We start from the raw sequence: 25,774 nt of genomic DNA, 5'->3' as shown, positions 1-25,774 counted from the left end.
CCACGTGGCACGCAAGGCGGTGGTCACCCCGGTCCTGTCACCGTCCGGCGAAGCATCCTTGGCGATGCTTGCCGGCGTCGGTCCGGCCGTGGCCGCCAAACTGCAGGCACGTGGCCTGGCCACCCTGCAGGATCTCTGGCTTCACCTGCCGCTGCGCTATGAAGACCGGACCCGGCTGACCCGCATCGAAGACCTGCGCAACGGCGTGCCGGCGCAGGTGGAAGGGCGGGTGGTCGCGGTCGAGCGTGGCATGCGCTACCGGCCGATGCTGAAAGTGGCGGTGGAAGACGAAGGGCAGGGCACCCTGGTGCTGCGCTTTTTCCACTTCCGCCAGCAGCAGGTCGGGCAGTTCGCGGTCGGCACCCGGCTGCGCTGCTTCGGCACGCCCAAGCCCGGCCACCTCGGCCTGGAAATCGTCCATCCCAGCTACCAGGTGCTGGGCCGCAACGACGATCCCGAACTCGGCGACCGCCTCGACCCGGTGTATCCCACCGTCGAAGGGGTCGGCCCGATGACCATGCGCAAGCTGATCGGCCAGGCGCTGGACCGCCTGCCCGAGGAAAGCACGCTGGAACTGCTGCCCAACGGTTGGCTCGATGGCCTGGGCCTGCCGCCGCTGCGCAGCGCGCTGCTGACCGTGCACCGGCCACCGCCGGATGCCGATCTGGCCGCGTTGGCGGCTGGTACCCACCCGGCGCAGCGTCGCCTGGCGATGGAAGAACTGCTGGCCCATCACCTCAGCCTGCGTCGCCAGCGTATTGCATTGCAGGCGCACCATGCGCCGCCGCTGGCCGGCCCCGGAAAACTGGCCAAGGCGCTGCTGAAGCAGTTGCCGTTCGCGCTGACCGGCGCGCAGGCACGCGTGTTCAAGCAGATCCGTGAGGACCTTGCGCGGCCCAGCCCGATGCTGCGGCTGGTGCAGGGCGACGTCGGCTCCGGCAAGACGGTGGTGGCCGCGCTGGCCGCCATGCTGGCGGTGGAGCAGGGCAAGCAGGTCGCATTGGCCGCCCCCACCGAGTTGCTGGCCGAGCAGCACCTCAACAATCTGCGTGGCTGGCTGGAACCGCTCGGCGTGCGCATCGCCTGGCTGGCCGGCAAGGTCACCGGCAAGGCGCGCGCCAAAGTGATGGAGCAGGTCGCCAACGGCGAAGCGCAGGTGGTGGTCGGAACCCACGCGCTGATGCAGGAGGCGGTGGTGTTCCAGGACCTGGCGCTGGCCATCGTCGACGAGCAGCACCGCTTCGGCGTGCACCAGCGCTTGGCGCTGCGCGACAAGGGCGCGGGCGGCAACAGCGTGCCGCACCAGCTGGTGATGACCGCCACGCCGATTCCGCGCACGCTGGCGATGTCCGAATACGCAGACCTGGATGTATCGGCCATCGACGAACTGCCACCGGGCCGCACCCCTGTGCAGACCGTGGCCTTGAACAATGACCGTCGCCCGGAACTGATCGAGCGCATTGCGCTGGCCTGCCAGGAAGGGCGGCAGGTGTACTGGGTGTGCACGCTCATCGAGGAAAGCGAAGAACTGGATGCCACCCCGGCGCAGGCCACCTATGAATCACTGCAAGCGCTGCTGCCCGGCGTGCGCGTCGGGCTGGTGCATGGCCGCCTCAAGGCCGCCGAGAAGCTGGCGACGATGGTGGCGTTCAAGGCCGGCGAGATCGACTTGCTGGTCGCGACCACGGTCATCGAAGTGGGTGTGGACGTACCGAATGCTTCGTTGATGGTGATCGAGAACGCCGAGCGCCTGGGCCTGGCCCAGCTGCACCAGCTGCGCGGCCGCGTCGGCCGCGGTTCGGCGGTGTCGCGCTGCGTGCTGCTGTACCAGGCACCACTCTCGCAGATGGCGCGTGAGCGCCTGCAGACCATGCGCGAAACCAACGATGGTTTCGTCATCGCCGAGAAGGACCTGGAACTGCGCGGCCCCGGCGAACTGCTCGGGACGCGCCAGACCGGCCTGGCCGGTTTCCGCATTGCCGACCTGGCCCGCGACGCTGGCCTGCTGCCCGGCGTGCATGAATTGGCCGAGCGCCTGTTGGCCCAGCAACCGGCCCTGGCTGATCGCGTGGTGCAGCGCTGGATCGGCACCGCGGTGCGTTACGCCTCGGCGTAGGCACCCCCGGGGTCGGAGCCCTTTGCGCAGCAATGGCCTCTGACCCCATTTCCGGGACGCTCATCCACGCACGGCGTGGATCCACTGTAGAGCCGAGCCCACGCTCGGCTGCTGTGCGCGCTGCGCGCGGGAGTCGAGCATGGCTCGACTCTACAGAGAGCTCTTCCCCGCCAGCCGCGGGAAACCCGTTTTTGACGTTGCTGTCGAAGTTGCCGGCCAGCGGCCGGCACTACCGCGGGTGCAGGGCGCAGCCCTGCCAGAACCCCAACCCCCGTACTTGCAACGGTCATCATCCCGGTCCACACTTCGTTGCCGATCTGAAGACGGCAACGATGACCCACAAGATCCCCCTGTTGATCGACACCGATCCCGGTGTGGACGACGCCCTGGCCCTGCTGATGGCCTTTGCCGATGAACGGCACGACGTGGTCGCCCTGACCATCGCCGCCGGCAATGTCGGCCTCGAATACACCGTCCGCAACGCCCTCAAGCTCTGTGACATCGTCGGCCGCCCCGACGTACCGGTGTTTGCCGGCAGCCCGGATCCGCTGCTGCATCCCTCCGTTGACGCTGCCCACGTGCATGGCCGTGATGGCTACGGCGACGTGGACCTGCCGCCGCCGAGCCGCCAGGCCGAGGCCGAGCACGCTGCCCTGGCCATCCTGCGCCTGTCGCACGAACACGCCGGCGAACTGATGCTGGTGATGTTGGGCCCGCTGACCAATCTGGCGCTGGCACTGAAGCTGGACCCGACCCTGCCCCAGCGCATCAAGCGCATCGTGGTGATGGGTGGCGCGGTTACCTGCCACGGCAACATCACCCCGGCAGCCGAATTCAACATCGCCTTCGATCCTGAAGCCGCGCACGTGGTGTTCACCTCGTTCAAGCACCTGCTGGTGTCGGACTGGGAGGCGACCGTTGCCCACGGCCTGCCGCTGGAGGACGCCGAGAAATGGCTGCAGGCCGATTCCGACCGCGCCCGCTTCTACGAACTGATCTCGCGCAAGACCCGCGCGCTGTCGGAAGATGCCAAGGGCGGCCGCTGGTATACGGCCGATGCGGTGGCCATGGCGTGGGCGCTGAATCCAGAAGGGCAGCTGCAGGTCGAGTCACGGCCGCTGAACGTGGAACTGAATGGCACGTTCAGCCGAGGCGCCACCATCGTCGACTGGAACCGCCAGACCGGCCAGCCGGACAACTGCGATCTGCTGATGGCCTACGACCAGCAGCGTTTCGAGGCCCTGGTGCGCCAGGCCCTGGGCGCGGACTGACCTCGATTGACCGCCACCGGTTGCCCCGAGCGGCAACCGGTGCTTATAATGCCGCTCTTGACCACCAGCCCATTTACGGTGTGAGCCCATGAAGGCCGATATCCATCCGAACTACCGCGACGTCGTCTTCCATGACGTCACCTCCGATTTCAAGTTCCTGACCCGCTCGACCATGGGCACGAAGGAAACCATCCAGTGGGAAGACGGCAACGAATACCCGCTGGTCAAGGTTGAAATTTCCTCTGCTTCGCACCCGTTCTACACGGGCAAGCACAAGGTCATCGACACCTCGGGCCGTATCGACAAGTTCCAGAAGCGCTACGCGCGCTGATCTGTCGATCCAGCTTCGAACCGACGGCCGCGCTCTGCGCGGCCGTTTGTTTTTCCCCAACGCCAACCCAACGGGCGTTTGGATGGACGGAACACTGCGTTCGTGTGACAACGCTTTTGCCGATCCGGGCCGCTCAACGGCCGGTGTCCGGCCGCCTGTCGTATACGACTTCCGTCTAGCACCCGACAAATGCTGCTGTGCGATAATGATGTGATCCCCGGCACAGGCCGAGGACGTCATTCACGTGCCTGACCAATGCGCTTGGGCAGGCGCCTTCCCATGAAGGAGCGCACACAGTGTCCGATCTTGATCAGGTCACGCTCAACGCCGGCGATAAGTCCGTCGTTCTGCCCGTCATCAAACCCACCCTTGGCAACGACTGCGTCGACATCGCGAAGCTGACCAAGGAAACGGGGTTCTTCACCTACGATTCCGGCTTCACCGCGACGGCCAGCTGCAAGTCCGCCATCACCTACATCGACGGCGACAAGGGCGTGCTGCTGTACCGCGGCTACCCGATCGAACAGCTGTCGGAAAAGTCGAGCTACGTCGAAGTGGCCTACCTGCTGATCAACGGCGAGCGCCCGAGCGCCGAGCAGCTGAAGGCCTTCACCGATGAGCTGACCGCCGAAGCCAACGTCGACGATTCGATCAACACCCTGATCGGCAGCTTCGCCAAGGATGCCCACCCGATGGCGATCCTGGCGGCCGCGATCGCGCAGCTGTCGGCCATCTACCACGACTCGCTGGACCTGTCCGACGCCGAGCAGCGCCGCAAGGCCGCCGTGCGCCTGATTGCCAAGGTGCCGACCCTGTCGGCGCTGATCTATCGCCACGGCAAGGGCCTGCCGGCCAACAAGCCGGACACCTCGCTGGACTACGTCAGCCGCTTCCTGAAGCAGACCTTCGAGTCCGCTGACGGCCAGTACGACCTGAACCCGGACGTGGTGAAGGCGCTGGACCTGCTGTTCATCCTGCACGCCGACCACGAGCAGAACGCCTCGACCTCGACCGTGCGCCTGGTCGGTTCGACCGGCGCCAACCCGTACGCGTCGGTCGCTGCGGGCGTCACCGCGCTGTGGGGTCCGGCCCACGGCGGTGCCAACGAAGCCGTGCTGAAGATGCTCGAAGAGATCGGCAGCGCCGACAACGTCGAGTCCGCCGTGGTCAAGGCCAAGGACAAGACCTCCGGCTTCCGCCTGATGGGCTTCGGCCACCGCGTCTACAAGAACTTCGACCCGCGCGCCAAGGTCATCGGCGAGATGACCAGCAAGGTGCTCAAGCAGCTGGGCGTGCAGGATCCGCTGCTGGACGTGGCCGTGAAGCTGGAACAGGCTGCGCTGCAGGACGAGTACTTCGTCGCCCGCAAGCTGTACCCGAACGTCGATTTCTACAGCGGCATCATCTACAAGGCACTGCAGATCCCGACCGAAATGTTCACCGTCATGTTCGCCCTGGGCCGTACTTCCGGCTGGGTGTCGCATTGGCTGGAACAGCAGGTCGATCCGGAAATGAAGATCGGCCGTCCGCGCCAGGTCTACACCGGCAGCGACGTGCGCGACTACCAGGGCTGATCGCCCGCAGCAGATTCTGCTGAGAACGCCCCGCATCTGCGGGGCGTTTTTTTTGTGCCCTGATCGGCTTCGGCGGATGGCGACCGCGGAACGTTGGTCCGCACGATAAGAGCCCGCTTCCGGATCTGAACGCGTTCTGACAATGAATGTCGCATTCACATCTTTTCGGATCTATTGCATGGGTATCACGTCGAAGGCGATAGAACCTGTGCGTACTGATCCCTGTATGGAGAACGCCATGAACCGACTGATCGCCATCGCTTTCATCGCCACGCCGCTGGCCCTGCTGAGCCCGCAGGCCTTCGCGCAGTACACCGGGCCGGGGGCAGGGGCCGCTGCCAGCACCGTCGCTGACGCACGTGCGCAGCGCGATGATCATCCGGTGGTGCTGCGTGGCACCCTCACCGCCAAGATCGGTGACGAGCGCTACCAGTTCCGTGATGCCAGCGGCCAGATCGAGGTCGAGATCGATGACGAAGACCTGCCGCCGCAGGCCATCGGTGCCGATACCGTGGTCGAGCTGCGTGGCAAGGTCGACACGCATCGCTTCAAGCCCACCGACATCGATGTCGATCACGTCACCGTCGTGCCTGCAGGTTGAAGCCAACGGTAGCCGAGCGTGGGCTCGGCTCTACAAATTCAATGCAATGAGGTTTGTTGCATTGAACCGATGAGGGAAATTGCATAACCCTCGAACATTGAGCGAATTCAAGAATTCTCCTTAACACTCAGTGTTTTAGGAATGCTTGAATGGCCTGCATGGCAATGGATTTCTAACATTCTCTCCGTCGCCCGCACCCATCCCCGCGGGCGATGCTCCCCTCCCTTTTCTCCTTGGGGAGGGGAGCTTTCATATTCCCCCTTTGTCCGAGAGAGACAACCATGCACGCCATCATCAAGAAGACCGCGCTCGCGGCAGCGCTGGCCACCGCTTCGCTGTCCGCGCACGCGCTGGAAACCAAGATCTCCGTCTATGCCGACGTCGACCCGACCCTGGCACTGCTGCGTGATGACGGCACCCCGTTGCCGGACCTGGTCACGCTGACCCACGATCCGCTGCGCGGCCTGATTCCGGACACGCAGCGCGTGCGCATTCACTCCAATGATGACACCGCGGATATCGAGGCACGCATCGACGGTGCGTTTGCCCTCGCAAATGAAACCGGCACCGTCACCGTGCCGATGACCATCAGCCTCAACAATCGCGCACTGGGTGCCGCCGCCATCGAATACAAGGCAGTCGACCTGTTCACCGGCGCCGGCTCGACCCCGGGCGCCTCGATCTCGATGCCGTTGACCATTGCCCAGGCCACCCCGGCCCCGATCACCACCAAGGGTCGCTACAGCGGCATCGTCAACGTCGTGCTGAACCAGAAGGCGACCTCGCCGTAATCCCCGCGCCGGCCCGGTTCCCGGGCCGGCCGCTTCTCCAGCGGTACCCCCATGACCTCACACGCCCCCGCCGTCACCCGGCTGGCGGTCGCGCTCGCCCTGGCGTTGTCCACTCCGCTGGCGGCCGCGCGCGGCGTCCCGCCCGGTTTCGAAGATCTGGTCGAAGGACAGACCGAACAACTCGACATCCAGCTGTTCGGCCGCTCGGCCGGGCTGTCGCCGGTGCGCGTCACCCTGGAGCATGTGCAGCTGGAAGATCCCGCGCGCGTGCTGCAGGCACTGGACCTGTCCGCCGAGGCGCAGGCCGCGCTGCTGCCGGCACTGTCGCAGCCGCTGCCACGCAACAGCCACCTGGCCTGCCGCTTCGGTGGCGCCGAGGCCGGTTGCGGCTATCTGGATCCCCCGCAAGACCCTGCGGCCGCGCGCGCGCTGTATGACGAAGGCGAGGGCGCCGTGCGCCTGTTCGTGGCGCGCAAGTGGATCGGTGGCGAGCCCGCCGCGGAACGCTTCCACGCGCTCAGCAGCAATGCCGAGAACGCTTTCCTGCACCAGCAGGTACTCAACCTTACCGGTGGGCGCGACTACCAGTCGTTCAGTGCGCGCGGCACCGGCGTTCTGGGCCTGTTCCAGCGGGGCCATATGTCCGCCGACTGGTACTTCACCCAGCAGCGCTACCGCAGCAGCGGTGGCGATGCGCATTTCGAATTCGACAACGTCTATTACCGCCATGACCTGGGCCAGCAGTACTACCTGCAGGCCGGGCGCATGGACCTCCGCAACCTGTCCAGTCCACAGGGCGGCACCTTCGGTTTCAGCATGCTGCCGCTGGACCGCTTCGACGGTGCCCGCGTGGGCACCACCCAGGCTTACGTGGACAGCGATGCTGCCGTGCAGGCCTCGCCATTGACGGTCCTGCTCGCCCGCGATGCGCGCGTGGACGTGTTCGACGGCGAGCGCCTGCTGCAGACCTACTACCTGCAGGCCGGCATCAACCAGATCGATACCCGCAACTTCCCGTTCGGCAGCTACCTGGTGCGCATGCGCATCTACGAGGATGGCGTGCTGGTGCGTACCGAAGAAGCCCCCTTCGACAAGGGCGGTGACTGGACCGACAGCCAATGGCAGTGGTTCGTGCAGAGTGGCCGCCGCAACGAGCGCCGCAGTGACCGCTTCGATGGTGAGCAGGTAACGGTGGCCGGCATGCGCGTGCCATTGGCTCGCGACCTGGCGGCTACTGCGGGCGTCGCCCACCTGGGCGGGCACAGCTATGGCGAACTGCGCGTCGACCTGCGCCGCGTGCTGGCCACGCAGGAGATGCGCGCAACGTTCAGCGGCATGCGCGGCAGCGATGGCAGCCACGGCCAGCAGCATCAGCTGTCATACCGGCGCAAGGCGTCCTGGAACATCTACCAGCAGCGAATGCGTGGCAAGGCCTGCCAGTTCGAGGCCGATGCACGGGACCGCCTGGGCTGCACCAACTCGCTCAGCGGATCGGTCTCGCTGCCGATCGCCGGTGGTACGGCGTACCTGGGGTACACCCGGCGCCAGACCTGGCGCACCGGTTGGAGCCGTCCTGGTGACGATGATCCGTCGGCGCCACTGGATCCGTTCCTGCCGCCGCAACCGCTGCAACCGCACCGTGAGCCGCAGCTCAGCCGCACCTGGCAGGCCAGCTTCAGCCGCAGCCATCGTTGGCAGGATTTCAGCGTCTCCACGCGGCTGGGCCTGTGGCAGCAGCTCAGCCACGACAGTGCCCGCGACACCCGCACGCGCGACCGTGGCATCTACCTCAACGTAAGCTTCACCCGCCTGCAGCGCAGCCATGTTGGCAGCGGCCAGCGCCGCTATGCGGTGGACATGCGCCAGCCGCAGCACCAGCGGCCGGAGATCAACTACAGCGTCGGCCAGAGCTATCGCCAGGAGGTGGACGCGCAGTTGCGTGAGCTGACCTCCGAGCTGCGCGCCAACAACAACGACCGCTACAGCGCATCGCTGGGCGGGCAGCTGCAGAACCGCTACGGACAGACCGGCGCCACCGTGGCGTACTACCAGCAGCATGGCCGCAGCGAGACCGCTTACAGCGGCACGCACAGCTCCGCCTTCGCGCTGGGCCGGCGGGGGGCCTACTGGGGCGCAGGCACCGGCGCCGATGCCGGGCTGGCGGTACAGGTAGCCGCCACCGATGACCTGGACCTTCAGGGCGTGGCGGCCGAACTGCAGGTGAGTGGCGCGGGCCGGCAACGGCTGCAGATCGGCGAGCGCCGGCTGCTGCCGTTGACCGCCTACCAGTCGCACCGTGCCGAACTGCAGGACGCCAGCAACGACACCAGCATGGCCGCCATCCGCGTGAGCGGCGTGGGCGGTGCACGCCCGATGTTCCTGGCCCCGGGGCGGCTGATGCGCATGCCGGTGCCGATCGAAGTGACCTATACCTTCATCGGCACCGCCCGCACGCTTGCCGGCGCGCCGCTGGGCGGCGCCCGCATCCTCAACGCGCCGGTGCCCGGCACCAGCGCCAATGGCGGCTTCGTCGCCGACTTCCCGCGTCGCGAGACAACGCTCTACCTGCTGCAGGACGACCGCCTGCTGCACTGCCCGCTGCAGGTGCGCGAGCGCCGCCAGGTGGTGCTGCTGGTCGGTGCCGTGCGATGCGAACCGCTGGCCGTGGCCCAGCTGCCGGCGGAGATCCGCCAGCAGGCCCGCGTCACCCGGCTGCTGCAGGAACGCGCGCTGATTGCCGCCACGCCCCAGACCGCTGCTGCAGGAGGAACGCCATGAGCCGGCGTTGGATGTTCGTGTTGATGCTGGTGTGTGCGCTGGTGCTGGTGATGCCGCGGGCGTGGGCGCAGTGGCCGCCGGAGACACATCCCACCGATCAGAGCCGGGACATCGTGATGTCGTGGGACCGCTCGGCCGTGCCTGGTGACGTGGAGCTGTGGGCGCCGAGGACGGTGCTGGGGTTCAGTCATGACGTGGCGATGAAGTATGGGCAGATCCATGTGGTTTGTGGGTCTGCTTCTGATAGTGAGTTTGGTAAATGCCCCACGGCGGGTGTTCCGTCTGGCGCAGATGGAGTTAGTGAGGTTTCGCTTAGGTTTGCAGATCAGCGGACCGGCTTACGCATCGAAGTCCGCGCGTTTGGCAGCATCCAGCGGATCATGTCTGACTGGGGATGCGCGATTGACTATTGGGACTCGCTGCAGAGGTTTTTGAACTCGGCATCCTGGTACACCTGCGGGCCAGATCAGCCAATCGGCACAGGCGTCAGGCTGTCAGTTCCGTCAGCGGAACTTGCGCGACTCGTCGCCGGCCACTGGAAGGCCACGATGCGCCTGTACATCAAGGCCGATCCCGCCGCAGCTCCTGTCGCCACCGCCACTTTCAACTTCGATTTCACCGTCACCGACTACGACGCGATCTCGATCTACTTCCCGGCCTTCGACACCATTGCGCCGCTGGTCAACATGGACCTGCGCTACGACCCCATCAAGCAGATGGTGGGCGGCCGCAAGCAGCTGGAGATGTGCCTCTACGACGGCCTCGGCTCGCAGAGCGAGTTCCTCGGCGTCACCGTGCGTGACAGCGGGCCGCGCCCGCCACCCGGCAGCGACTTCGCGGTCTGGCATCGCGATGGTGGCAGCGACGACCGCCAGCGCCTGGACTACCACGTCAGCCTGAACTACGGCGGGCGCGATATCCGCATGCGGCATGGCGTGGAAGAACTGCTGCATGGCATCGACAGCGCCGAACTGCGCCTGGTCATGCTGCCCGGCATCAGCCAGCCGGTCTATTGCGTGCCCACGCCGCTGACATTGCTGACACCTCCCACCCCCGTCGCCAGCAAGCGCCCCGGTCTCTACGAGGGCGAGCTGACGGTGGAACTGCGCGTCCCCACCGCCAAACCCTGATCCCACACGGAGCCTGCCATGAACAAACTGATCGTCTGGATGCTGCCGTTGAGTGCGCTGCTTGCGCCAGCAGCACACGCCAACCTGTCCATCCATCCCATGCGAACCGCGATGGATGCCAAGCGCGGTGCGCAGATCCGCGTCTACTCGCAGTCCACTCGACCACAGTATGTACAGGCCAGCCTGCGACGCATCGACAACCCGGCAACGCCCCGCGAACAGGAGCAGGATATCGAGGTCGCCGATTCGGCCATTGCCATCACCCCCGGCAAGTTCGCGCTGTCAGGCGGTGGCAATCGCCTGATCCGGCTGATCCCCCTGCAGCCGGTACAGAAGGAAACCGCATACCGGGTGTACTTCGAAGGTGTTCGCGGCCCGGAAGGCACTGAACTGGAAAGCAGCGACGACGCTGCGCACGCCGACGTCGGCGTCAGCCTGGTGTGGGGCGCGCTGGTGAACGTGGTGCCCGCCGATGGCGTGGTCGACCTGCAGGTGCGCGGCAGCACGCTGCACAACAGCGGCACCCTGCGCGTGGGCATCGTCCATGCGGCCGAATGTACGGCCGCCGGCGTCTGCACGCCACACGACCTCTCGCACAGCCTGTACCCGGATGCCGATTTCACCCTGCCGTTCCAGCCACAGCCGGGCAATTTGCTGCGCCTGCGCTACCGGCTTTCCCAGGACGGCTATCGCGAGCATGTCCAGGACGTGGCCATCCAGTCCAGTTGACCCCCCTCCCTGCGTCCCGCGCATGGCGCGGGATGCCTTTTCCGAAAACTGTTAAGGAGAAAGACCATGAATCGAATCTATCGGCGTATCTGGAACCGGGCCAAGGGGTGCTGGGAGGTAGCCAGCGAGCTGGCTGTAGCAAGACACAGCGCTGGCGGGCAGAAGAAACTCTCTGCTTCGCTGACTGCCTCGTTGCTCATCCTGCTGGGTACTACGGAAGCGTTCGCGGGAGTGACGTACTACGGATGTTCATCCCTTGATGCTGGCTCCGACTTTCTCCGATGCCTGCCACATGTCGGCCAGACCGATGGTACGTTGTGGGCCAACGCGGCTGCCGGCGCGAAGGAATACCTGGTCATCGGTGCCGGAACGTATATGAGCGGTAGCTGGGGCGCGGGTTTCGGGCACCAAAGCCGGATCGTTGGCAACTATGGATCCGCGTTTGGCTACAAGGCCAACATCAATGGCGTAGACAGTGTTGCCGTGGGCTACAACGCGACCGCCAATGGTGGTCACAGCACGGTTGTAGGCGCCAATGCCTACGGCAAGGGAATCGGCTCCACTGCATTCGGAAACAGCGCCGCTGCAACGCGCCAGAACGCGCTTGCGGTCGGCAGTGGCTCGTTGTCACAGAGCGAAAATGCGGTCGCAATGGGCGCAAACGCATTCGCCAGTGGCGTTGATGGCGTCGCCCTGGGCAGCAAAGCCTCGGTCGATACCGGGGGCGGCAACTCCGGCATCGCCATTGGTGCTGCTGCGAAGGCCGGGACGGCCGGCTACACCGGTGCAATCGCTATAGGCGGTGGCGCCGAGGCGCGCATTGATGGCGTAGCCCTGGGCTACGGCGCGTCGACCACCGCGCAAGGAGCAGTTGCGCTGGGTGTGCGTTCTTCCGCAACCGAAATGAATACTGTCTCCGTGGGCAGTTCGACGCTGCGACGGCGAATTGTGAACGTGGAAGACGGCCGCATCACAGCTTCAAGCTCAGATGCCATTACGGGCAAGCAACTGCATGCAATGAATGCGCGGGTCGATGGCCTGATCAAGCAGGATTCCGCGAGCGGCATAGTACGTATTGCCAACAGCAATACCGGCACGGAGGTCAGCATGCGCAATGCAGTGTTGGCGACGCGAAAAGTGAGTGGCGTTTCTGATGGAACGTTGACGACAAGCAGTACGGATGCCGTGAACGGCAGGCAGCTCAACGCCACGAACACCAGGCTGGGGACAGTGGAATCGGCAGTGGGAACCGTAAAGGGAGACCTTGCGGACGTTCGTACGCTCGCCCAGTCGGCCACCAACCGTATCGATGCCACCACCCTGGCACTGGGCAAGGGCGCGGTTGCAGAGTCGGGCAGCTACGGTATCAGCACCGCCATCGGCAACAACGCCAAGGCCTACAACGGTCGCAGTGTCGCACTCGGGTTCGATGCGCTGGCCGGCGTCGATGCAGAGGGCAACAAGGTGAACAACCAGAATGCCGGCGTGTCCATCGGTGCAAATACGCGCAGCGCAAACGGCGCGGTCGCGACGGGCTTCCGGGCCATTGCCAGCGGAAACTTCTCCATTGCCGTAGGCGGTGACGCCAATGCGGTCGCCGAGCATGCCACTGCAATGGGGTACCTGAGCAAAGCCACCGCAAAGCAGTCCACAGCGCTGGGACGTGGCAGCGAGGCCACCGCGCAGTTCGCTACCGCGCTGGGCAATCTTGCGGTATCGGCCAACACCAGCGCCGTTGCATTGGGTGACCGGGCCAACGCCCGCCATGACAATGCGGTGGCACTGGGTGCCGGCTCTGTCACGGCGTCCGTCAACTCCGTATCGGTGGGCAGTGCCACTCTCAAGCGCAAGATCCAGTACATTGCCGATGGCGCGGTCAGCAATGGCAGTACCGATGCCATCACCGGCAATCAGCTGTTCGCGACCAACCAGGCCGTGTCCACCGCGCAGAGCACGGCTACAAGCGCGCAGACGGCGGCCAATGCCGCAAAAGCCGATGCTGCCAAGGCACTGACCGAGACGACCGCGCTCGCCGGCTTGGTCTCTCAGACCGCCGTCAGCGGCAGTGTCCGCCTGGGTGAGAAGAACAGCGGCACCGTACTGGACGTGCGCAACAGCGCCGACGCCAGCCGGAAGGTTGCCGGTGTGGCGGATGGCACGGTAAGTGCCAGCAGCAATGAAGCGGTCAACGGCAAGCAGCTCAATGCCACCAATGTGCAGGTGGCTGACGTGGAGAAAGCGGCTACGGCGGCGCAGGCGGATGCAACGGTTGCGAGGGCAGACGCTGCCAAGGCGTTAGTCAGCACAGGTGCGCTGGAGGGACTGGTCAGCCAGACCGCCGCCAACGGCAATGTTCGTCTGGGCGAGAAGAACAGCGGAACTGTGTTGGATGTGCGTAATAGCGTCGGTGACAATCGCAGGATCAGTGGGGTGGCGGATGGTTTGGTGACCGACAGTAGTGCGGAAGCTGTATCTGGCCGGCAGTTGTTTGCAACCAACGCTCGTATTTCCTCGCTGGAAAGTAGTAGCCAGTTCTTGAGTGTAGGGCACGCGCCGATTAATGAGCCAGCTGAAGCGGGCGTTGCGGGTGTGGCGCTTGGAAACGCGGCAAAGACTGGAAAGGAGGGGGGCACCGCAGTGGGTACTCGTGCCCTGGCGATGGGGAGGAACTCCGTCGCTATGGGGCGCGGATCAACTGTGTTCGATGGATCAGAGGGTGGATTTGCTCTAGGAGCTGGAGCTCAGGTCGGTGGCTCGGGTGGTGTCGCGGAAGGTGGTATCGCGATCGGTGCGGGCGCAAGGACTGGTGAAGGTGCAACTGGATCGCTTGCACTTGGTCAAGGTGCTGAAGCGACCGAAGCAGGCGTTGCGTCGTTCGGGAACACCTTTGCCCAGAGGCGCCTCGTGAACATCGCCCGGGGCACAGCCGATCACAACGCCACCACTGTCTCCCAGCTAAAGGACTCCCTCGCGACCCTCGGGGGCGAAGCAGGCATGGACGCCGGCGGCAACATCATCGCCCCGACCTACACGGTGCAGGGCGGAACTCAGAACACCGTCGAGGACGCGTTGATGGCGCTCGATGGAGCTGTCATCACCGCAGGCCGCCGTGCGGACAAGGTGGAAGGCCAGCTCAACTCGATCTTCCAGGATTCACCATCCGCCCGTGGCGATGGCATGAGCCAGATCGCGCTGAGTGGCGCGAACGGCATGGTGTTGACCAATCTGGCTGACGGTCGGGTGGCGCCAGGAAGCCGTGATGCCGTAACGGGCAATCAGCTGTACGCCGCAGAGCAGAAGATCTCGCAGAATCGAAATGATCTGGAGGCGATGCGCAAGGAGCGGGAGATGGGTGAGCAGGCAACGCGTGAACTGGACGCGAGCGGTCCGATCGATTTTGGCGGTGCGCGTTTGACTGGTGTTGCAGACGGAGAGATTGCGGACGGCAGTCGGGATGCTGTCAATGGCGGCCAGCTGCACGGCATCGGTAGCCGTGTCTCGACGATTGAGAAGCAGGCCCGGTTCTTCAAGGTTGACATTGATGGTCTTAGTAGAGATGCAATTGCCGGCCGACTAGGCGTTGCAATCGGCGACTCTGCTCGAGCGGATGGGGAAGGTGCAACTGCGGTAGGCGCGTTTGCCACATCTCTGGGGCGGAATGGAATCGCACTTGGTCGTGCATCCAGTGTTTCTGAGATGGCAGTGAATGGCTTTGCAGTGGGAGCAGGTTCGAATGTTCACGCTTCCAATGGCGTTGCAATTGGCTCTGGCGCCAAGGTTTCAGTGGGGGCTGAAGGTTCTCTCGCCCTTGGGGCCGGCTCTGAGGCCACGGATCCCGGCACCGCTTCCTTTGGTGCATCAGGAGTGGGGCGGCGCCTCGTAAACATCGCCAACGGCACGGCCAACCACAACGCCGCGACCGTAGGCCAGCTGCGCGGGGCGCTGTCCGCGCTCGGCAGCGAAGTCGATGCCAACGGCAACATCGTCGGCCCCAGATTCACCGTGCAGGGCCAGTCCCAGTCCACGCTCAATGGCGCATTGGAAGCGCTGGATGGCGCAGTGGTCAGCACCACCTCGCGCGTGAACCAGGTCGAGTCCCAGCTGCGCAGCGTGTTCCAGGACACTCCCTCGGTCCGCGCCGACGGTCTCAACCAGCTTACCCTGGCCGGAACCCACGGCATGGTCATCTCCAACGTGGCCAATGGCCTGATCGCGGCCGGCAGCCGCGATGCGGTCAATGGTGGCCAGCTGCATTCGATGCAGCAGCAGCTCAACGGCCGTATCGATGGCCTGGAAGAGCGCATCGATGCGCCGCAGCCGCGGGCAATGGCCGTCGCTTCGGCGCCGGAGCCGGAAGCACCGGTGCCGCAGGCCGAAGGCGGCCAGCAGGTGGCATCGGTCGGCGAGGGTGAGAAACCTGCACCGCAGCCGAAGACGAAGAAGGAGGACACCCCGAAGCCGCAGGTCGACACCGCCGAACTGGAGAAGATGCTGGCACGCGCCAACGAGTACACCGATGGCGCGATCAGCACCTTCGAGCGTCGCCTGGACAAGATGGACAAGCGTTTCAACCGCATGGCGGCAATGAGCAGCGCGCAGACCGCGATGGCGATGAACACTGCGGGCCTGGCAACCTACAACCGCCTCGGCGCGGGCGTGGGCTACAGCGAGGGTGAGTCCGCGATGGCGGTGGGCTACCAGCGCGTGCTCAACGAAAAGGGCTCGGCCACCTTCAGCCTCAATGGGGCGTTCACCAACAGCGGTGAGCGCAGCATGGGCGTCGGCGTGGGCATCGGCTGGTAAGCGATGGAGCCCCGGCGTGACGCGCGTAATCCGCCCCGCCGCGCCGGGGTCCTTGCCGAGGAGATGGCAATGTATCGATGGGTAAGCCGGTTCATCAGCTACCGCACGTTCTACCTTTGGCGGGCGCGGTATTACTACTACACCCGCAATCTGGACCGCTGGCTGCTGTTCGCCCTGCTGTGCGTGGCGGGCATGGGCTTGGCGGCCTGGTACACCTGGCGGGTATCGAGCGTGCCGCCGCCGCGCGTGCATCCGGAGGCCGCCGCGCTGCGCGTGGAGAACATCACCCAGGAGGCGATCCATCGCATCGTGCTGGTGCGGCATGGCGGCCCAACCCCGGGCGAGCCGTTCGCCACGCCGGAGGATGTCCGCGCCGGCACGCTGCGCACACTGCGGGTGCGGCAGCTGCTGGACAGTGCGGTGGTGTGGCAGCTGAAGGCTCACATGCTGGCCGACATCGCGACGTACATCGATGCCACGGGAAGCTGCTTCCCTTTCCCGTGCTGGCAGGTGAGCCATCGGCTGGAACTCATGCGTGCGGCGGAGGCGGAGAACGCGGCCATCAACCGGGCGCTGGAGCCGGTGCTGGAGGTGCCGCTGGACAGGATGCCCAACCTCAACGGCGGTGAGCGCGCGCGGATACAGACGGCGTGGTCCGATCCGTTCGGCGATGTCTACAACCAGACCTGGCTGCTGGGGGACCTGCAGAACATGCACGCGCGCATGATGATGGCGTACCCGCAGCGGGTGGGAGCCCCCTGGCTGATGCGCCTGCTTGGCGATGAGACGGAGGAGCAGCACCATGATGTCTGGTAGGGCAACGCACCTCCTGTAGAGCCGAGCCATGCTCGGCTGCTCTTCGGTCAGCTATCCGGATGCCTGAAGCACCGTGCGGACCAACGGTCCGCACCCACCAGAAGAAGGAAGCAGGTAGCGCGCTTTCTGTAGAGCCGAGCCATGCTCGGCTGCTCTTAGGCCAGGTGTCCGCACGCCTGATGCACCGTGCGGACCAACGGTCCGCATCCACCAGAACCCGCGCAGCTGTCACCCGCCGATATACGCGGTGATCTCCGCTTCGGCCAGCAGCTGCCGCAGCTGTGCGACAGACGCGCGTCGCATCGGCTTCTCATCCACCGGCGACAGCGGCGCCTGGCGCAGCGCATCGTACGGCAGCACGGCCAGGTCAAAGGTCAGCTCCTCGGCACTGAACACCCACACCGGCACGTCCAGGCTGCGTTCGCGGTCCATGCGCAGCCGGCGCGTCCGCGATTCGGCGGGAATGCCGTGCTCGTCCAGGAAGCGATGCACGGCTTCCGGGTCGTCGCTGTGCAGGTGAAGCTGCACCGGGCTGTTGGCATCGGCGGTGCCTTCCAGTACCGGGCCGGCCAGCCGTGGGGCGAAGCCGTGCAGGAACTCCAGCGCGCGCATCGCAGCCTCGCGGCGGCGCTGCAGTTCATTGCCGTGCTGGGGCCCGGCGAACAGCCGCTGGTACTCGCGCAAGGCGTCTTCGATCTCGGTGTTGCGCGGCAGGGAGGCATCGTCGTGGATGCCGAGCCGGCTGGCGGCCTTCAACTTGGCCTGGTGGTAGTCGCGGATGCCGCCTTCAGCCATCAGGCGGGCGGCTTCGTGGGCGAGGCGGTGGCGCCGCTCGCGGGTCTGGCTGGCAGCATGCTGACGGGCGCGATGCATGCGATGACTCCTGTTGCGACCTGGCTACAGACTAGCGCACGGATGTGACATCCGCGTAGGTATTTCACGGAGGGGATGCAGAGCCGAGCCCACGCTCGGCTGCTCTACGCGGGGCCCTGAGCCGAGCATGGGCTCGGCTCTACAGTCGCATCGGTGCCAACCCACGGTTGGCACCCACTGCACCCTTCCTCAGAAGATATCGAACGCGGCGGCGTCGGCCTGCGGCGTATTGAGGTTCAGGTCGTAGTCGGTCAGGCGATCCATGTCTTCCACCTTCACCCACTCGGTCGCGCCGTTGAGCGTGGCCTGGACCATGCCGCTGGGCGGCTCGTTCTGCGCGATCGGGGTGTCCTTCAGCGCGGTGCGCATGTAGTCGATCCAGATCGGCAGCGCCGCCTTGCCGCCGTACTCGCGGTAACCCAGCGAGCGGAAGTCGTCGCGGCCCACCCACACGGTGGTCACGTACGGGCCGCCGAAGCCGGAGAACCAGGCGTCACGATGGTCGTTGGTGGAGCCGGTCTTGCCGCCCACGTCCTCGCGGCCGAGCACCTTGGCCTGCACACCGGTACCGCGCTGGACCACGTCGCGCATCATCGACACCAACTGGTAGGCGGTGCGGGCGTCGATCGCGCGCGGGGCGGTGCGGGCATCCGGGTTGGCCGGAGCGGCGGCAGTTTCGGTCTTGGCTTCGGCCTTGGCCGCAGCGGCCGGGTCCACCTTCGGGGCCGGGGCGCCGAAGTTGAAGCCATCCACCACCTGGTTGACCGGCTGATCGCTGCTGCCGGCGCAGTCGCGGCAGGCCAGCGCCGGGTTTTCCTTGAACACCAGGTTGCCGTCGCGGTCATTGACCTGGTCGATCAGCCAGGTATCCACGCGCGAGCCGCCATTGGCGAACACCGCGTAGCCACGCGCCACCGACAGCGGGGTCAGCGATGCAGTGCCCAGCGACATCGACAGGTTCGGCGGCAGCTCCGATTCGGCAAAGCCAAACTCGCTGATGTACTTGCGCGCGTAGTCCACGCCCATGCCATCAAGCAGGCGTACCGAGACCAGGTTGCGCGACTGCACCAGCGCTTCACGCAGGCGCATCGGGCCGCGGAAGCCGCCGCCGTCGTTCTGCGGGGCCCAGGTCTTGCCGCGGCGATCGCGGAACACGACCGGGGCGTCGAGCACGATCGAGGCTGGGTTGTAGCCCTTGTCGAAAGCGGCCGCGTAGACGAACGGCTTGAAGCTCGAACCCGGCTGGCGGCGGGCCTGGGTGGCGCGGTTGAACTTGTTGCCGGAGAAGCTGAAGCCACCCACCAGCGCCTTCAGCGCGCCGCTGTGGGCATCCAGCGAGACCAGTGCGGACTGGCCGCGCGGGATCTGGTCCAGCAGCCACTCCCCTTCCTTGGCACCGGCGCGTACGCGCACGATGTCGCCGCGCTGCACCAGCTTGCCCGGGGTCTTGTTGGTCCACTTGGCGGCGCCGGCCGGCAGCACGATCTCGGTGCGGTTGGCCAGCACCACCGTGGCGCTGCCATCGGCCGCGGTGCTGGCGACGATTGCCGGCAGCAGGCCGGCCTGGCCGTACATGCCGCGCAGGTGCTCGGCCAGCGCGGCGGTATCGTCGCCGGCGCCCAGCTGCACCTGCTTCTCCACGCCGTGCCAACCGTGGCGGTGGTCGTACAGCAGCAGGCCATCACGGACGGCCAGGTTGGCGGCGGTCTGCAGGGTGGAGTCGATCGTGGTGGTGACGTGGTAGCCCTTGTTGACCACGTCGCCGCCGAAGCGGGCGATCATTTCCTGGCGCACCAGCTCGGCCACGTAGGGTGCATCGACCTGCACCGGCGGCTCATGCGCGGTGGCGTGCATCGGCACGGCCTTGGCCGCGTCGGCTTCGGCCTGGCTGACGAACTTCAGGTCGGCCATGCGCTGCAGCACGTAATTGTCGCGGCGCTGGCGGGCACGTTCCGGGTTGGAGATCGGGTTGCCCGACGACGGGAACTTGGGGATACCGGCCAGCGAGGCCATCTCGTCCAGGTCCAGCTCGTTCAGCTTCTTGCCGTAATAGAACTCGGCGGCAGCGGCCACGCCGTAGGCGCGGTTGCCGAAGAAACTCTTGTTCAGGTACAGCTCGAAGATCTCGTCCTTGCTCAGCTCGGACTCGATCTTGCGCGCCAGCAGGATCTCGGCCAGCTTGCGGGTGTAGCTGTACTCGGAGCTGAGGAAGAACTGGCGGGCGACCTGCTGGGTGATGGTGGAGCCACCCGGCACGCGCTTGTCGTTGGTGGTGGCCAGCAGCCAGACCGCGCGGCCGATGCCCATGTAGTCCACGCCGCCATGTTCGTAGAAGCGGGCGTCCTCGGTGGCCAGGAAGGCCTGCTTCAGCCGCTCGGGCACGTCCTTCATGGTGACCGGGGTGCGCCGGGTCTCGCCGAACACCGCCATCAGCTTGCCGTCGGCAGCGTAGACGTACATCGGCTCCTGCATTTCCACGTCGCGCAGGGTCTGCACGTCGGGAAGCTTGGAGGAAACGGCATAGTACAGACCGCCCACGGCGGCCGCGCCGATCAGCGCCAGGACCAGGACAATCAGGAAGATCCAGCGCAGCCAGCGGCGGAGTCGAGTCATCGGGTTCAGATTCCGATTGCGAATTTCGTGGTCGCAGAGTATAGATTACGCAAGGTGGCGGCTGGGGTCGGCACCGGGGAGCGCAAGGGGAACAGTCAGGGGCTGCATGGTGAATCCGTGAGGGATTTCACAGCAGGGCCGTTGCCATTTGCTAAGAATACGTTATTAATGCTCGGACGCAGGTCTTGCGTCCAAGTGCCCGTCGGCAGGGGAGAAACCGTGGGGCTCATCCCAAAAAGTCAGTCGCCGCTTGTAGGCGTCGACATCAGTTCGACTGCGGTAAAGCTTTTGCAGCTGTCCCGCAGCGGCAATCGTTTCCGCGTGGAACATTACGCTGTGGAACCTCTTCCGCCGAACGCGGTGGTGGAGAAGAACATCGTTGAAGTGGAGGCCGTGGGTGAGGCCATCCGCCGCGCGATGAACCGTTCAGGCAGCAAGGCCAAGTTGGCCGCTGCCGCCGTCGCGGGGTCGGCGGTGATCACCAAGGTGATCCCGATGCCGGCCGATCTCGACGAAAACGACATGGAAGCCCAGATCGAGCTGGAAGCGGTCAACTACATTCCGTATCCGATCGAGGAAGTGAACCTGGACTTCGAGGTGATCGGGTCGATCCCGAACAACCCGGAGATGGTCCAGGTGCTGCTGGCCGCGTCGCGTTCGGAGAATGTCGAGCTGCGCCAGTCCGCACTGGAGCTCGGTGGACTGCAGGCCAAGGTGATGGACGTGGAGGCCTTCGCGGTCGAGAACGCCTACGCCCTGGTCGCCAGCGAGCTGCCGGTGTCCATCGACGGCGTGGTTGCGCTGGTCGACATCGGCGCCACCATGACCACCCTCAATGTCCTGCGCGGCGGCCGCAGCCTTTACAGCCGCGAGCAGGTGTTCGGTGGCAAGCAGCTGACCGACGAGATCATGCGCCGCTATGGCCTGAGCTACGAGGAAGCCGGGCTGGCCAAGCGCCAGGGCGGTCTGCCGGAAAGCTACGAGATGGAAGTGCTGGAGCCGTTCAAGGAAGCCACGGTCCAGCAGATCAGCCGCCTGCTGCAGTTCTTCTATGCAGGCAGCGAATTCAACCGCGTCGATCACATCGTGCTGGCCGGCGGCTGCGCCGTGCTCGGTGGCCTGCCGGAGATGGTCGAGGAGCAGCTGGGCGTGCCGACCGTGGTCGCCAACCCGCTGGCGCAGATGACCCTGGGGCCGAAGGTGAACGCGCATGCGTTGGCCCAGGATGCCCCCGCGCTGATGATCGCGACCGGTCTGGCGCTGAGGAGCTTCGACTGATGGCACGCATCAATCTATTGCCCTGGCGCGCCGAACGGCGCAAGCAACGCCAGCGCGAGTTCTACGCAATGCTGGGCATGGCCGCTGTCGGTGGCCTGCTGTTGTCGCTGATGATCTGGTTCTATTACGACCGCCAGGTGAGCGGTCAGATGGACCGCAACGCCTATCTGGAAGCCGAGATCGAGAAGGTCAAGGAACAGAACAAGGAGATCGATCGCCTCGACGCGCAGAAGGAACGCCTGCTGGCCCGCAAGAAGGTGATCGAGGAACTGCAGGCCAAGCGCTCGCAGATGGTCCACCTGTTCGACGCGCTGGTACGCACCATTCCCGATGGCGTGGTGCTGACCGCGCTGAAGCAGGAAGGGGATGTGCTGACGCTGGAAGGCCGCACCCAGTCCAACGCCCGCGTTTCGGCCTACATGCGCAACCTGGAGACCTCCGGCTGGATGACCAATCCGGAGCTGTCGATCATCGAAGCGCGTGACCCGGAGAAGGACAAGGATGGCAAGGTCGGTCCGCTGGCCGACATCAAGGCGCTGCCCTACGTGTTCGTGGTCAAGGTGAAACTGCCGGCACAGAGCGAAGAGGTCTCGGCGACGCCGGGCCTGAACGCCGATGGGTCGGTGGCGACGGCTCCGCCGGCACCGGTGGCTCCGTTGGCCGCAGGTCCGGATGCCGCGACGCCTGCGGCTCCGGCAGCGGGCCAGCCGGCAGCGGCTCCCGCCGCACCGGCCGCTGCACCGCCGGCCACTCCGGCCAAGCCGAACCAACCGGCCGCTCCGGCCGCCGCGCCGGCCCCGGCACCTGCCCCGAAGCCTGAGGGCAGCCGCCTGGCGCAGCCGCCGCAGGCCTTCAATGCGCTGCTGCAGGGGGACCGCGCATGAGCCAGAAGATCGACATCAAGAACCTGGATTTCAACGACATCGGCAACTGGCCGCAGAAGGCCAAGATCGTCTTCTGCTCGTTGCTGGCGCTGGTCATCATGTTCGTGGCGTGGATGCTGCTGATCAGCGGCAAGCGCGAAGAACTGGCCGGCCTGGAATCGAAGGAAGTCGAGCTGCGCGCCGAGTTCACCAAGCAGCAGGAACGCGCGGTGAACCTGGGGCCGCTGAAGCAGCAGCTGGCGCAGATGGAGCAGGTGCTGCAGCAGATGCTGCGGCAGCTGCCGAGCAAGACCGAAATGCCCGACCTGATCATCGACATCTCGCAGACCGCGCTGTCCAGCGGCCTGACCAACGAGCTGTTCGAGCCGGAGCAGGAGCAGATCAAGGAGTTCTACGCCGAGAAGCCGATCAAGCTGCGCATGGTGGGCAGTTACCACCAGTTCGGCGCATTCGTCAGTGGCGTGGCCTCGTTGCCGCGGGTGGTGATCCTGACCATGCATGACATCAACCTCAAGCCCAAGGAAAAGACCGGCGGCAACGTCCGCAGCGGTGCACTGGAACTGTCCGGTACGGTCAAGACCTACCGTTACCTGGACGAGACCGAAGTGCAGGCGCAGCAGGCGGCCGACGCTGGCAAGGAGGGCAAGAAGTGATGCGCGCGCAGACCGTACGTGGTGCGATGGTGCTGGCTGTACTGCTGCTGGCCGGTTGCGGCCGTGGCGTGACCAGCACGCCCGGCGACGCACCGAACCTTGAGAAGTGGGTGGAAGGCGAGCGCGCGCGACCGGCGCAACCGCTGGAGCCGCTGCCGGTGATGCAGCAGTTCGAGACCTTTGAATACTCCGCGCAGGGCATGCGCGATCCGTTCACCGATGCCTGGACCAATCCGCAGCAGGGGAACGGCGGATTGCGACCGGACCCGAACCGGCGCAAGGAGCCGTTGGAAGGCTTCCCGCTGGATGCGCTGGACATGGTCGGCACCATCGGTACCGGTGCAGGCACCGTGGCGCTGGTGATGGGGCCGGACAAGGTCACCTACCGGGTTCGCCCGGGCGGTTACCTGGGGCAGAGCGACGGGCGGGTCACGGCGGTCTTCGAAGACCGCGTGGAGCTGATCGAACTGGTGCCGGATGGCGCGGGTGGCTGGCTGGAACGGCCGGCAACGCTCTCGCTTGAAGATCAATGATCGTTTACTGGGGATAGCACGATGACCTTTCACCAAGCCAAGGGGCTGCGTCCCATCCGGCGCTCTACCTTGAACCGTGTCAGCGCGCTGGGAGTCGCGCTGATGCTGGCCTGCGCTCCGGCGCTGGCTGCCGCACCGGCGGAAAAGCCGGTGGGCGCCACCGTGGTACCGGCCGCTGCGCCGGCAGGCCTGTCGGTGGCCAAGATCGATTTCAAGCGTGGCGATGACGGCGCCGGGCGCCTGATCGTGCAGTTCGACGGGCAGGGCGCGATCCCTGACCTGCGCACGCAGGGCAACAGCGTGGTGGTCGACGTCGGCAATGCCCGACTGCCGGCCAACCTGCAGAAGCCGATGAACGTCACCGACTTCGCCACGCCGGTACAGCGCATCGACGCCAAGCCGTCGGGTGCCGGCACCCAGCTGGTGCTGAGTACCGGCGGTGCAGTGGAGTCGCTGGCCTACCAGAGCGGCAACGAGTACGTGGTCGAGATCAGCCCGCGGCAGGCCCCGGCCGCCGTCGGCGCGGTCACCGCCGGCAGCGTCACCCAGGCGGCCAAGGCCGTCGGCCAGCGCGGCTTCACCGGCAAGCCGGTGACCTTCAACTTCCAGGACGTGCCGGTGCGCACCGTGCTGCAGTTGATCGCCGAGGAGTCCAACCTGAACGTGGTTGCGTCCGACTCGGTGCAGGGCAATGTGACCCTGCGCCTGGTCAATGTGCCGTGGGACCAGGCGCTGGACATCGTCCTGCGCGCCAAGGGCCTGGACAAGCGTCGCGATGGCAGCGTGATCTGGGTGGCGCCGCAGGCTGAACTGGCCAAGTTCGAGCAGGAGAAGGAAGACGCGCGCATCGCCATCGAGAACCGCGAAGACCTGCAGACCGACTACATCCAGATCAACTACCACAGCGCCACGCAGATCTTCAAAGCGCTGACCGAGGCCAAGGGCATCGGTGGCAGTGGCGGTGGTGGCAGCGGTGGTGGTTCGGGCAGCTCGTCGCAGGAAGACAGTGGCTTCCTGTCCTCGCGCGGCCGCATCGTGGCCGACGAGCGCACCAACACGCTGATGATCAGCGATATCCCGAAGAAGATCGCGCGCATGCGCGAGCTGATCAACGTGATCGACCGCCCGGTCGACCAGGTGCTGATCGAAAGCCGCATCGTCATCGCCACCGATACCTTCGCCCGCGAACTGGGTGCGAAGTTCGGTGTCAGCGGCAGCCGCGACAACGTGTACTTCAGCGGTAGCCTGGATGCCAACGCCAAGACCCGTGAGTCGCAGGTGACGACCGACCTGGCCAACGCCAAGGCCGAGCGTGACTGGGAAGCCGGTGGCCGGGTCGGCCCGCCGCCGGTGAAGTCCGGCTCGGCGATCACCCGTGGCCTGAACTGGAACCTGCCGGTGGCCGCCGCCAGCAACCCAGGTTCGCTGGCACTGTCGATCCTCAATGCCGGCTACCTGCTGGACGTGGAACTGTCGGCCATGCAGCAGGAATCGCGAGGCGAGGTGATCTCCAACCCGCGCGTGGTCACCACCAACCAGCGCGAAGCGATGATCAAGCAGGGCAAGGAGATCGGTTACGTCACCATCAGCGGTGGTACCGCTGGCGGCGTGGCGACGCCGAACGTGCAGTTCAAGGAAGTGGTGCTGGAGCTGAAGGTCACTCCGACCATCACCAACGACAACCGCGTGTTCCTCAACATGCAGGTGAAGAAGGACGAAGTCGACCAGCTGATCCAGCTGGAGGGCTACGGCACGGTGCCGTCGATCAACCGCCGCGAAGTCAATACCGCGGTGCTGGTCGAGGACGGGCAGACCGTGGTGATCGGTGGTGTCTACGAGTTCACCGATCGCAACAGCATCAGCAAGGTGCCGTTCCTGGGCGACGTGCCGTTCCTGGGCAACCTGTTCAAGAAGCGCGGCCGCAACAAGGACAAGGCCGAACTGCTGGTGTTCGTCACCCCGAAGGTGCTGCGCGTGGCCAAGCAGAACTGAGCCACCGC

Annotated in this window: 18 protein-coding genes; 16 read left to right on the top strand and 2 right to left on the bottom strand. The window is 65.7% G+C overall.

The annotated features are described in order from the left end of the window. The first annotated feature begins 4 nt into the window (after positions 1 to 4). The 11 genes from recG (at position 5) to ACS0OT_RS16085 (ending at position 16,940) form a co-directional block, all read left to right on the top strand. Positions 5 to 2,116, top strand: coding sequence for an ATP-dependent DNA helicase RecG (recG, locus tag ACS0OT_RS16135; protein WP_442255896.1), 2,112 nt, complete (start codon positions 5 to 7; stop codon positions 2,114 to 2,116). A gap of 332 nt (positions 2,117 to 2,448) precedes the next feature. After that, positions 2,449 to 3,387: a nucleoside hydrolase gene (locus ACS0OT_RS16130; protein ID WP_005418952.1), complete on the top strand. Its 939-nt coding sequence runs from the start codon at positions 2,449 to 2,451 to the stop codon at positions 3,385 to 3,387. Between the two features lie 88 nt (positions 3,388 to 3,475). Beyond that, positions 3,476 to 3,718 carry a type B 50S ribosomal protein L31 gene (locus ACS0OT_RS16125; RefSeq protein ID WP_005418951.1) on the top strand — a complete coding sequence of 81 codons (243 nt, stop codon included), beginning with the start codon at positions 3,476 to 3,478 and terminating at the stop codon, positions 3,716 to 3,718. A gap of 296 nt (positions 3,719 to 4,014) precedes the next feature. After that, positions 4,015 to 5,292, top strand: a complete 1,278-nt coding sequence (locus ACS0OT_RS16120) for a citrate synthase (protein WP_005418950.1) — start codon at positions 4,015 to 4,017, stop codon at positions 5,290 to 5,292. Between the two features lie 238 nt (positions 5,293 to 5,530). Beyond that, the gene (locus tag ACS0OT_RS16115) at positions 5,531 to 5,893 is read left to right on the top strand and encodes a NirD/YgiW/YdeI family stress tolerance protein (protein WP_005418949.1); all 363 of its coding nucleotides are present in this window, start codon (positions 5,531 to 5,533) and stop codon (positions 5,891 to 5,893) included. Between the two features lie 281 nt (positions 5,894 to 6,174). Next, entirely contained in the window at positions 6,175 to 6,684 is a 510-nt protein-coding gene (locus ACS0OT_RS16110) for a CS1 type fimbrial major subunit (RefSeq protein WP_065185323.1), read from the top strand. A gap of 51 nt (positions 6,685 to 6,735) precedes the next feature. Next, entirely contained in the window at positions 6,736 to 9,462 is a 2,727-nt protein-coding gene (locus ACS0OT_RS16105; protein WP_442255895.1) for a TcfC E-set like domain-containing protein, read from the top strand. Beyond that, on the top strand, positions 9,459 to 10,592 hold the full coding sequence (locus ACS0OT_RS16100) for a CfaE/CblD family pilus tip adhesin (RefSeq protein ID WP_442255894.1): 1,134 nt from the start codon (positions 9,459 to 9,461) through the stop codon (positions 10,590 to 10,592). Before ACS0OT_RS16105 ends, ACS0OT_RS16100 begins: the two co-directional genes overlap by 4 nt. Positions 10,593 to 10,610: 18 nt before the next feature. Beyond that, complete coding sequence (locus ACS0OT_RS16095; protein WP_442255893.1) at positions 10,611 to 11,321, top strand: pilus assembly protein; 711 nt, start codon at positions 10,611 to 10,613, stop codon at positions 11,319 to 11,321. Positions 11,322 to 11,387: 66 nt separating this feature from the next. After that, positions 11,388 to 16,124: an ESPR-type extended signal peptide-containing protein gene (locus tag ACS0OT_RS16090; RefSeq protein WP_442255892.1), complete on the top strand. Its 4,737-nt coding sequence runs from the start codon at positions 11,388 to 11,390 to the stop codon at positions 16,122 to 16,124. A gap of 69 nt (positions 16,125 to 16,193) precedes the next feature. Next, entirely contained in the window at positions 16,194 to 16,940 is a 747-nt protein-coding gene (locus tag ACS0OT_RS16085; RefSeq protein WP_442255891.1) for a hypothetical protein, read from the top strand. A gap of 228 nt (positions 16,941 to 17,168) precedes the next feature. On the opposite strand, the gene ACS0OT_RS16080 is transcribed toward ACS0OT_RS16085, so the two are convergent. Continuing rightward, positions 17,169 to 17,813, bottom strand: a complete 645-nt coding sequence (locus ACS0OT_RS16080) for a hypothetical protein (protein WP_049411389.1) — start codon at positions 17,811 to 17,813, stop codon at positions 17,169 to 17,171. 189 nt (positions 17,814 to 18,002) lie between these two features. After that, positions 18,003 to 20,426, bottom strand: a complete 2,424-nt coding sequence (locus ACS0OT_RS16075; RefSeq protein WP_065179086.1) for a penicillin-binding protein 1A — start codon at positions 20,424 to 20,426, stop codon at positions 18,003 to 18,005. Between the two features lie 219 nt (positions 20,427 to 20,645). On the opposite strand from ACS0OT_RS16075, the gene ACS0OT_RS16070 reads away from it, so the two are divergent. From ACS0OT_RS16070 to ACS0OT_RS16050, 5 genes are read left to right on the top strand one after another with little or no spacing between them, the layout of a single operon-like run. Then, positions 20,646 to 21,704, top strand: a complete 1,059-nt coding sequence (locus ACS0OT_RS16070; protein WP_014038321.1) for a pilus assembly protein PilM — start codon at positions 20,646 to 20,648, stop codon at positions 21,702 to 21,704. Continuing rightward, positions 21,704 to 22,588 carry a PilN domain-containing protein gene (locus ACS0OT_RS16065; RefSeq protein ID WP_065185317.1) on the top strand — a complete coding sequence of 295 codons (885 nt, stop codon included), beginning with the start codon at positions 21,704 to 21,706 and terminating at the stop codon, positions 22,586 to 22,588. The genes ACS0OT_RS16070 and ACS0OT_RS16065 overlap by 1 nt, the downstream gene beginning before the upstream one ends. Next, the gene (locus ACS0OT_RS16060) at positions 22,585 to 23,241 is read left to right on the top strand and encodes a type 4a pilus biogenesis protein PilO (protein WP_057493352.1); all 657 of its coding nucleotides are present in this window, start codon (positions 22,585 to 22,587) and stop codon (positions 23,239 to 23,241) included. Before ACS0OT_RS16065 ends, ACS0OT_RS16060 begins: the two co-directional genes overlap by 4 nt. Beyond that, the gene (locus ACS0OT_RS16055) at positions 23,241 to 23,774 is read left to right on the top strand and encodes a pilus assembly protein PilP (protein WP_005418914.1); all 534 of its coding nucleotides are present in this window, start codon (positions 23,241 to 23,243) and stop codon (positions 23,772 to 23,774) included. Before ACS0OT_RS16060 ends, ACS0OT_RS16055 begins: the two co-directional genes overlap by 1 nt. Positions 23,775 to 23,795: 21 nt before the next feature. Beyond that, complete coding sequence (locus ACS0OT_RS16050) at positions 23,796 to 25,766, top strand: type IV pilus secretin PilQ (protein WP_442255890.1); 1,971 nt, start codon at positions 23,796 to 23,798, stop codon at positions 25,764 to 25,766. Positions 25,767 to 25,774: the final 8 nt, after the last annotated feature.

It is taken from the genome of Stenotrophomonas maltophilia group sp. RY12688, assembly GCF_052149045.1.
Lineage (GTDB): Bacteria > Pseudomonadota > Gammaproteobacteria > Xanthomonadales > Xanthomonadaceae > Stenotrophomonas > Stenotrophomonas sepilia.
This window is presented reverse-complemented; position numbering and strand designations above follow the sequence as displayed.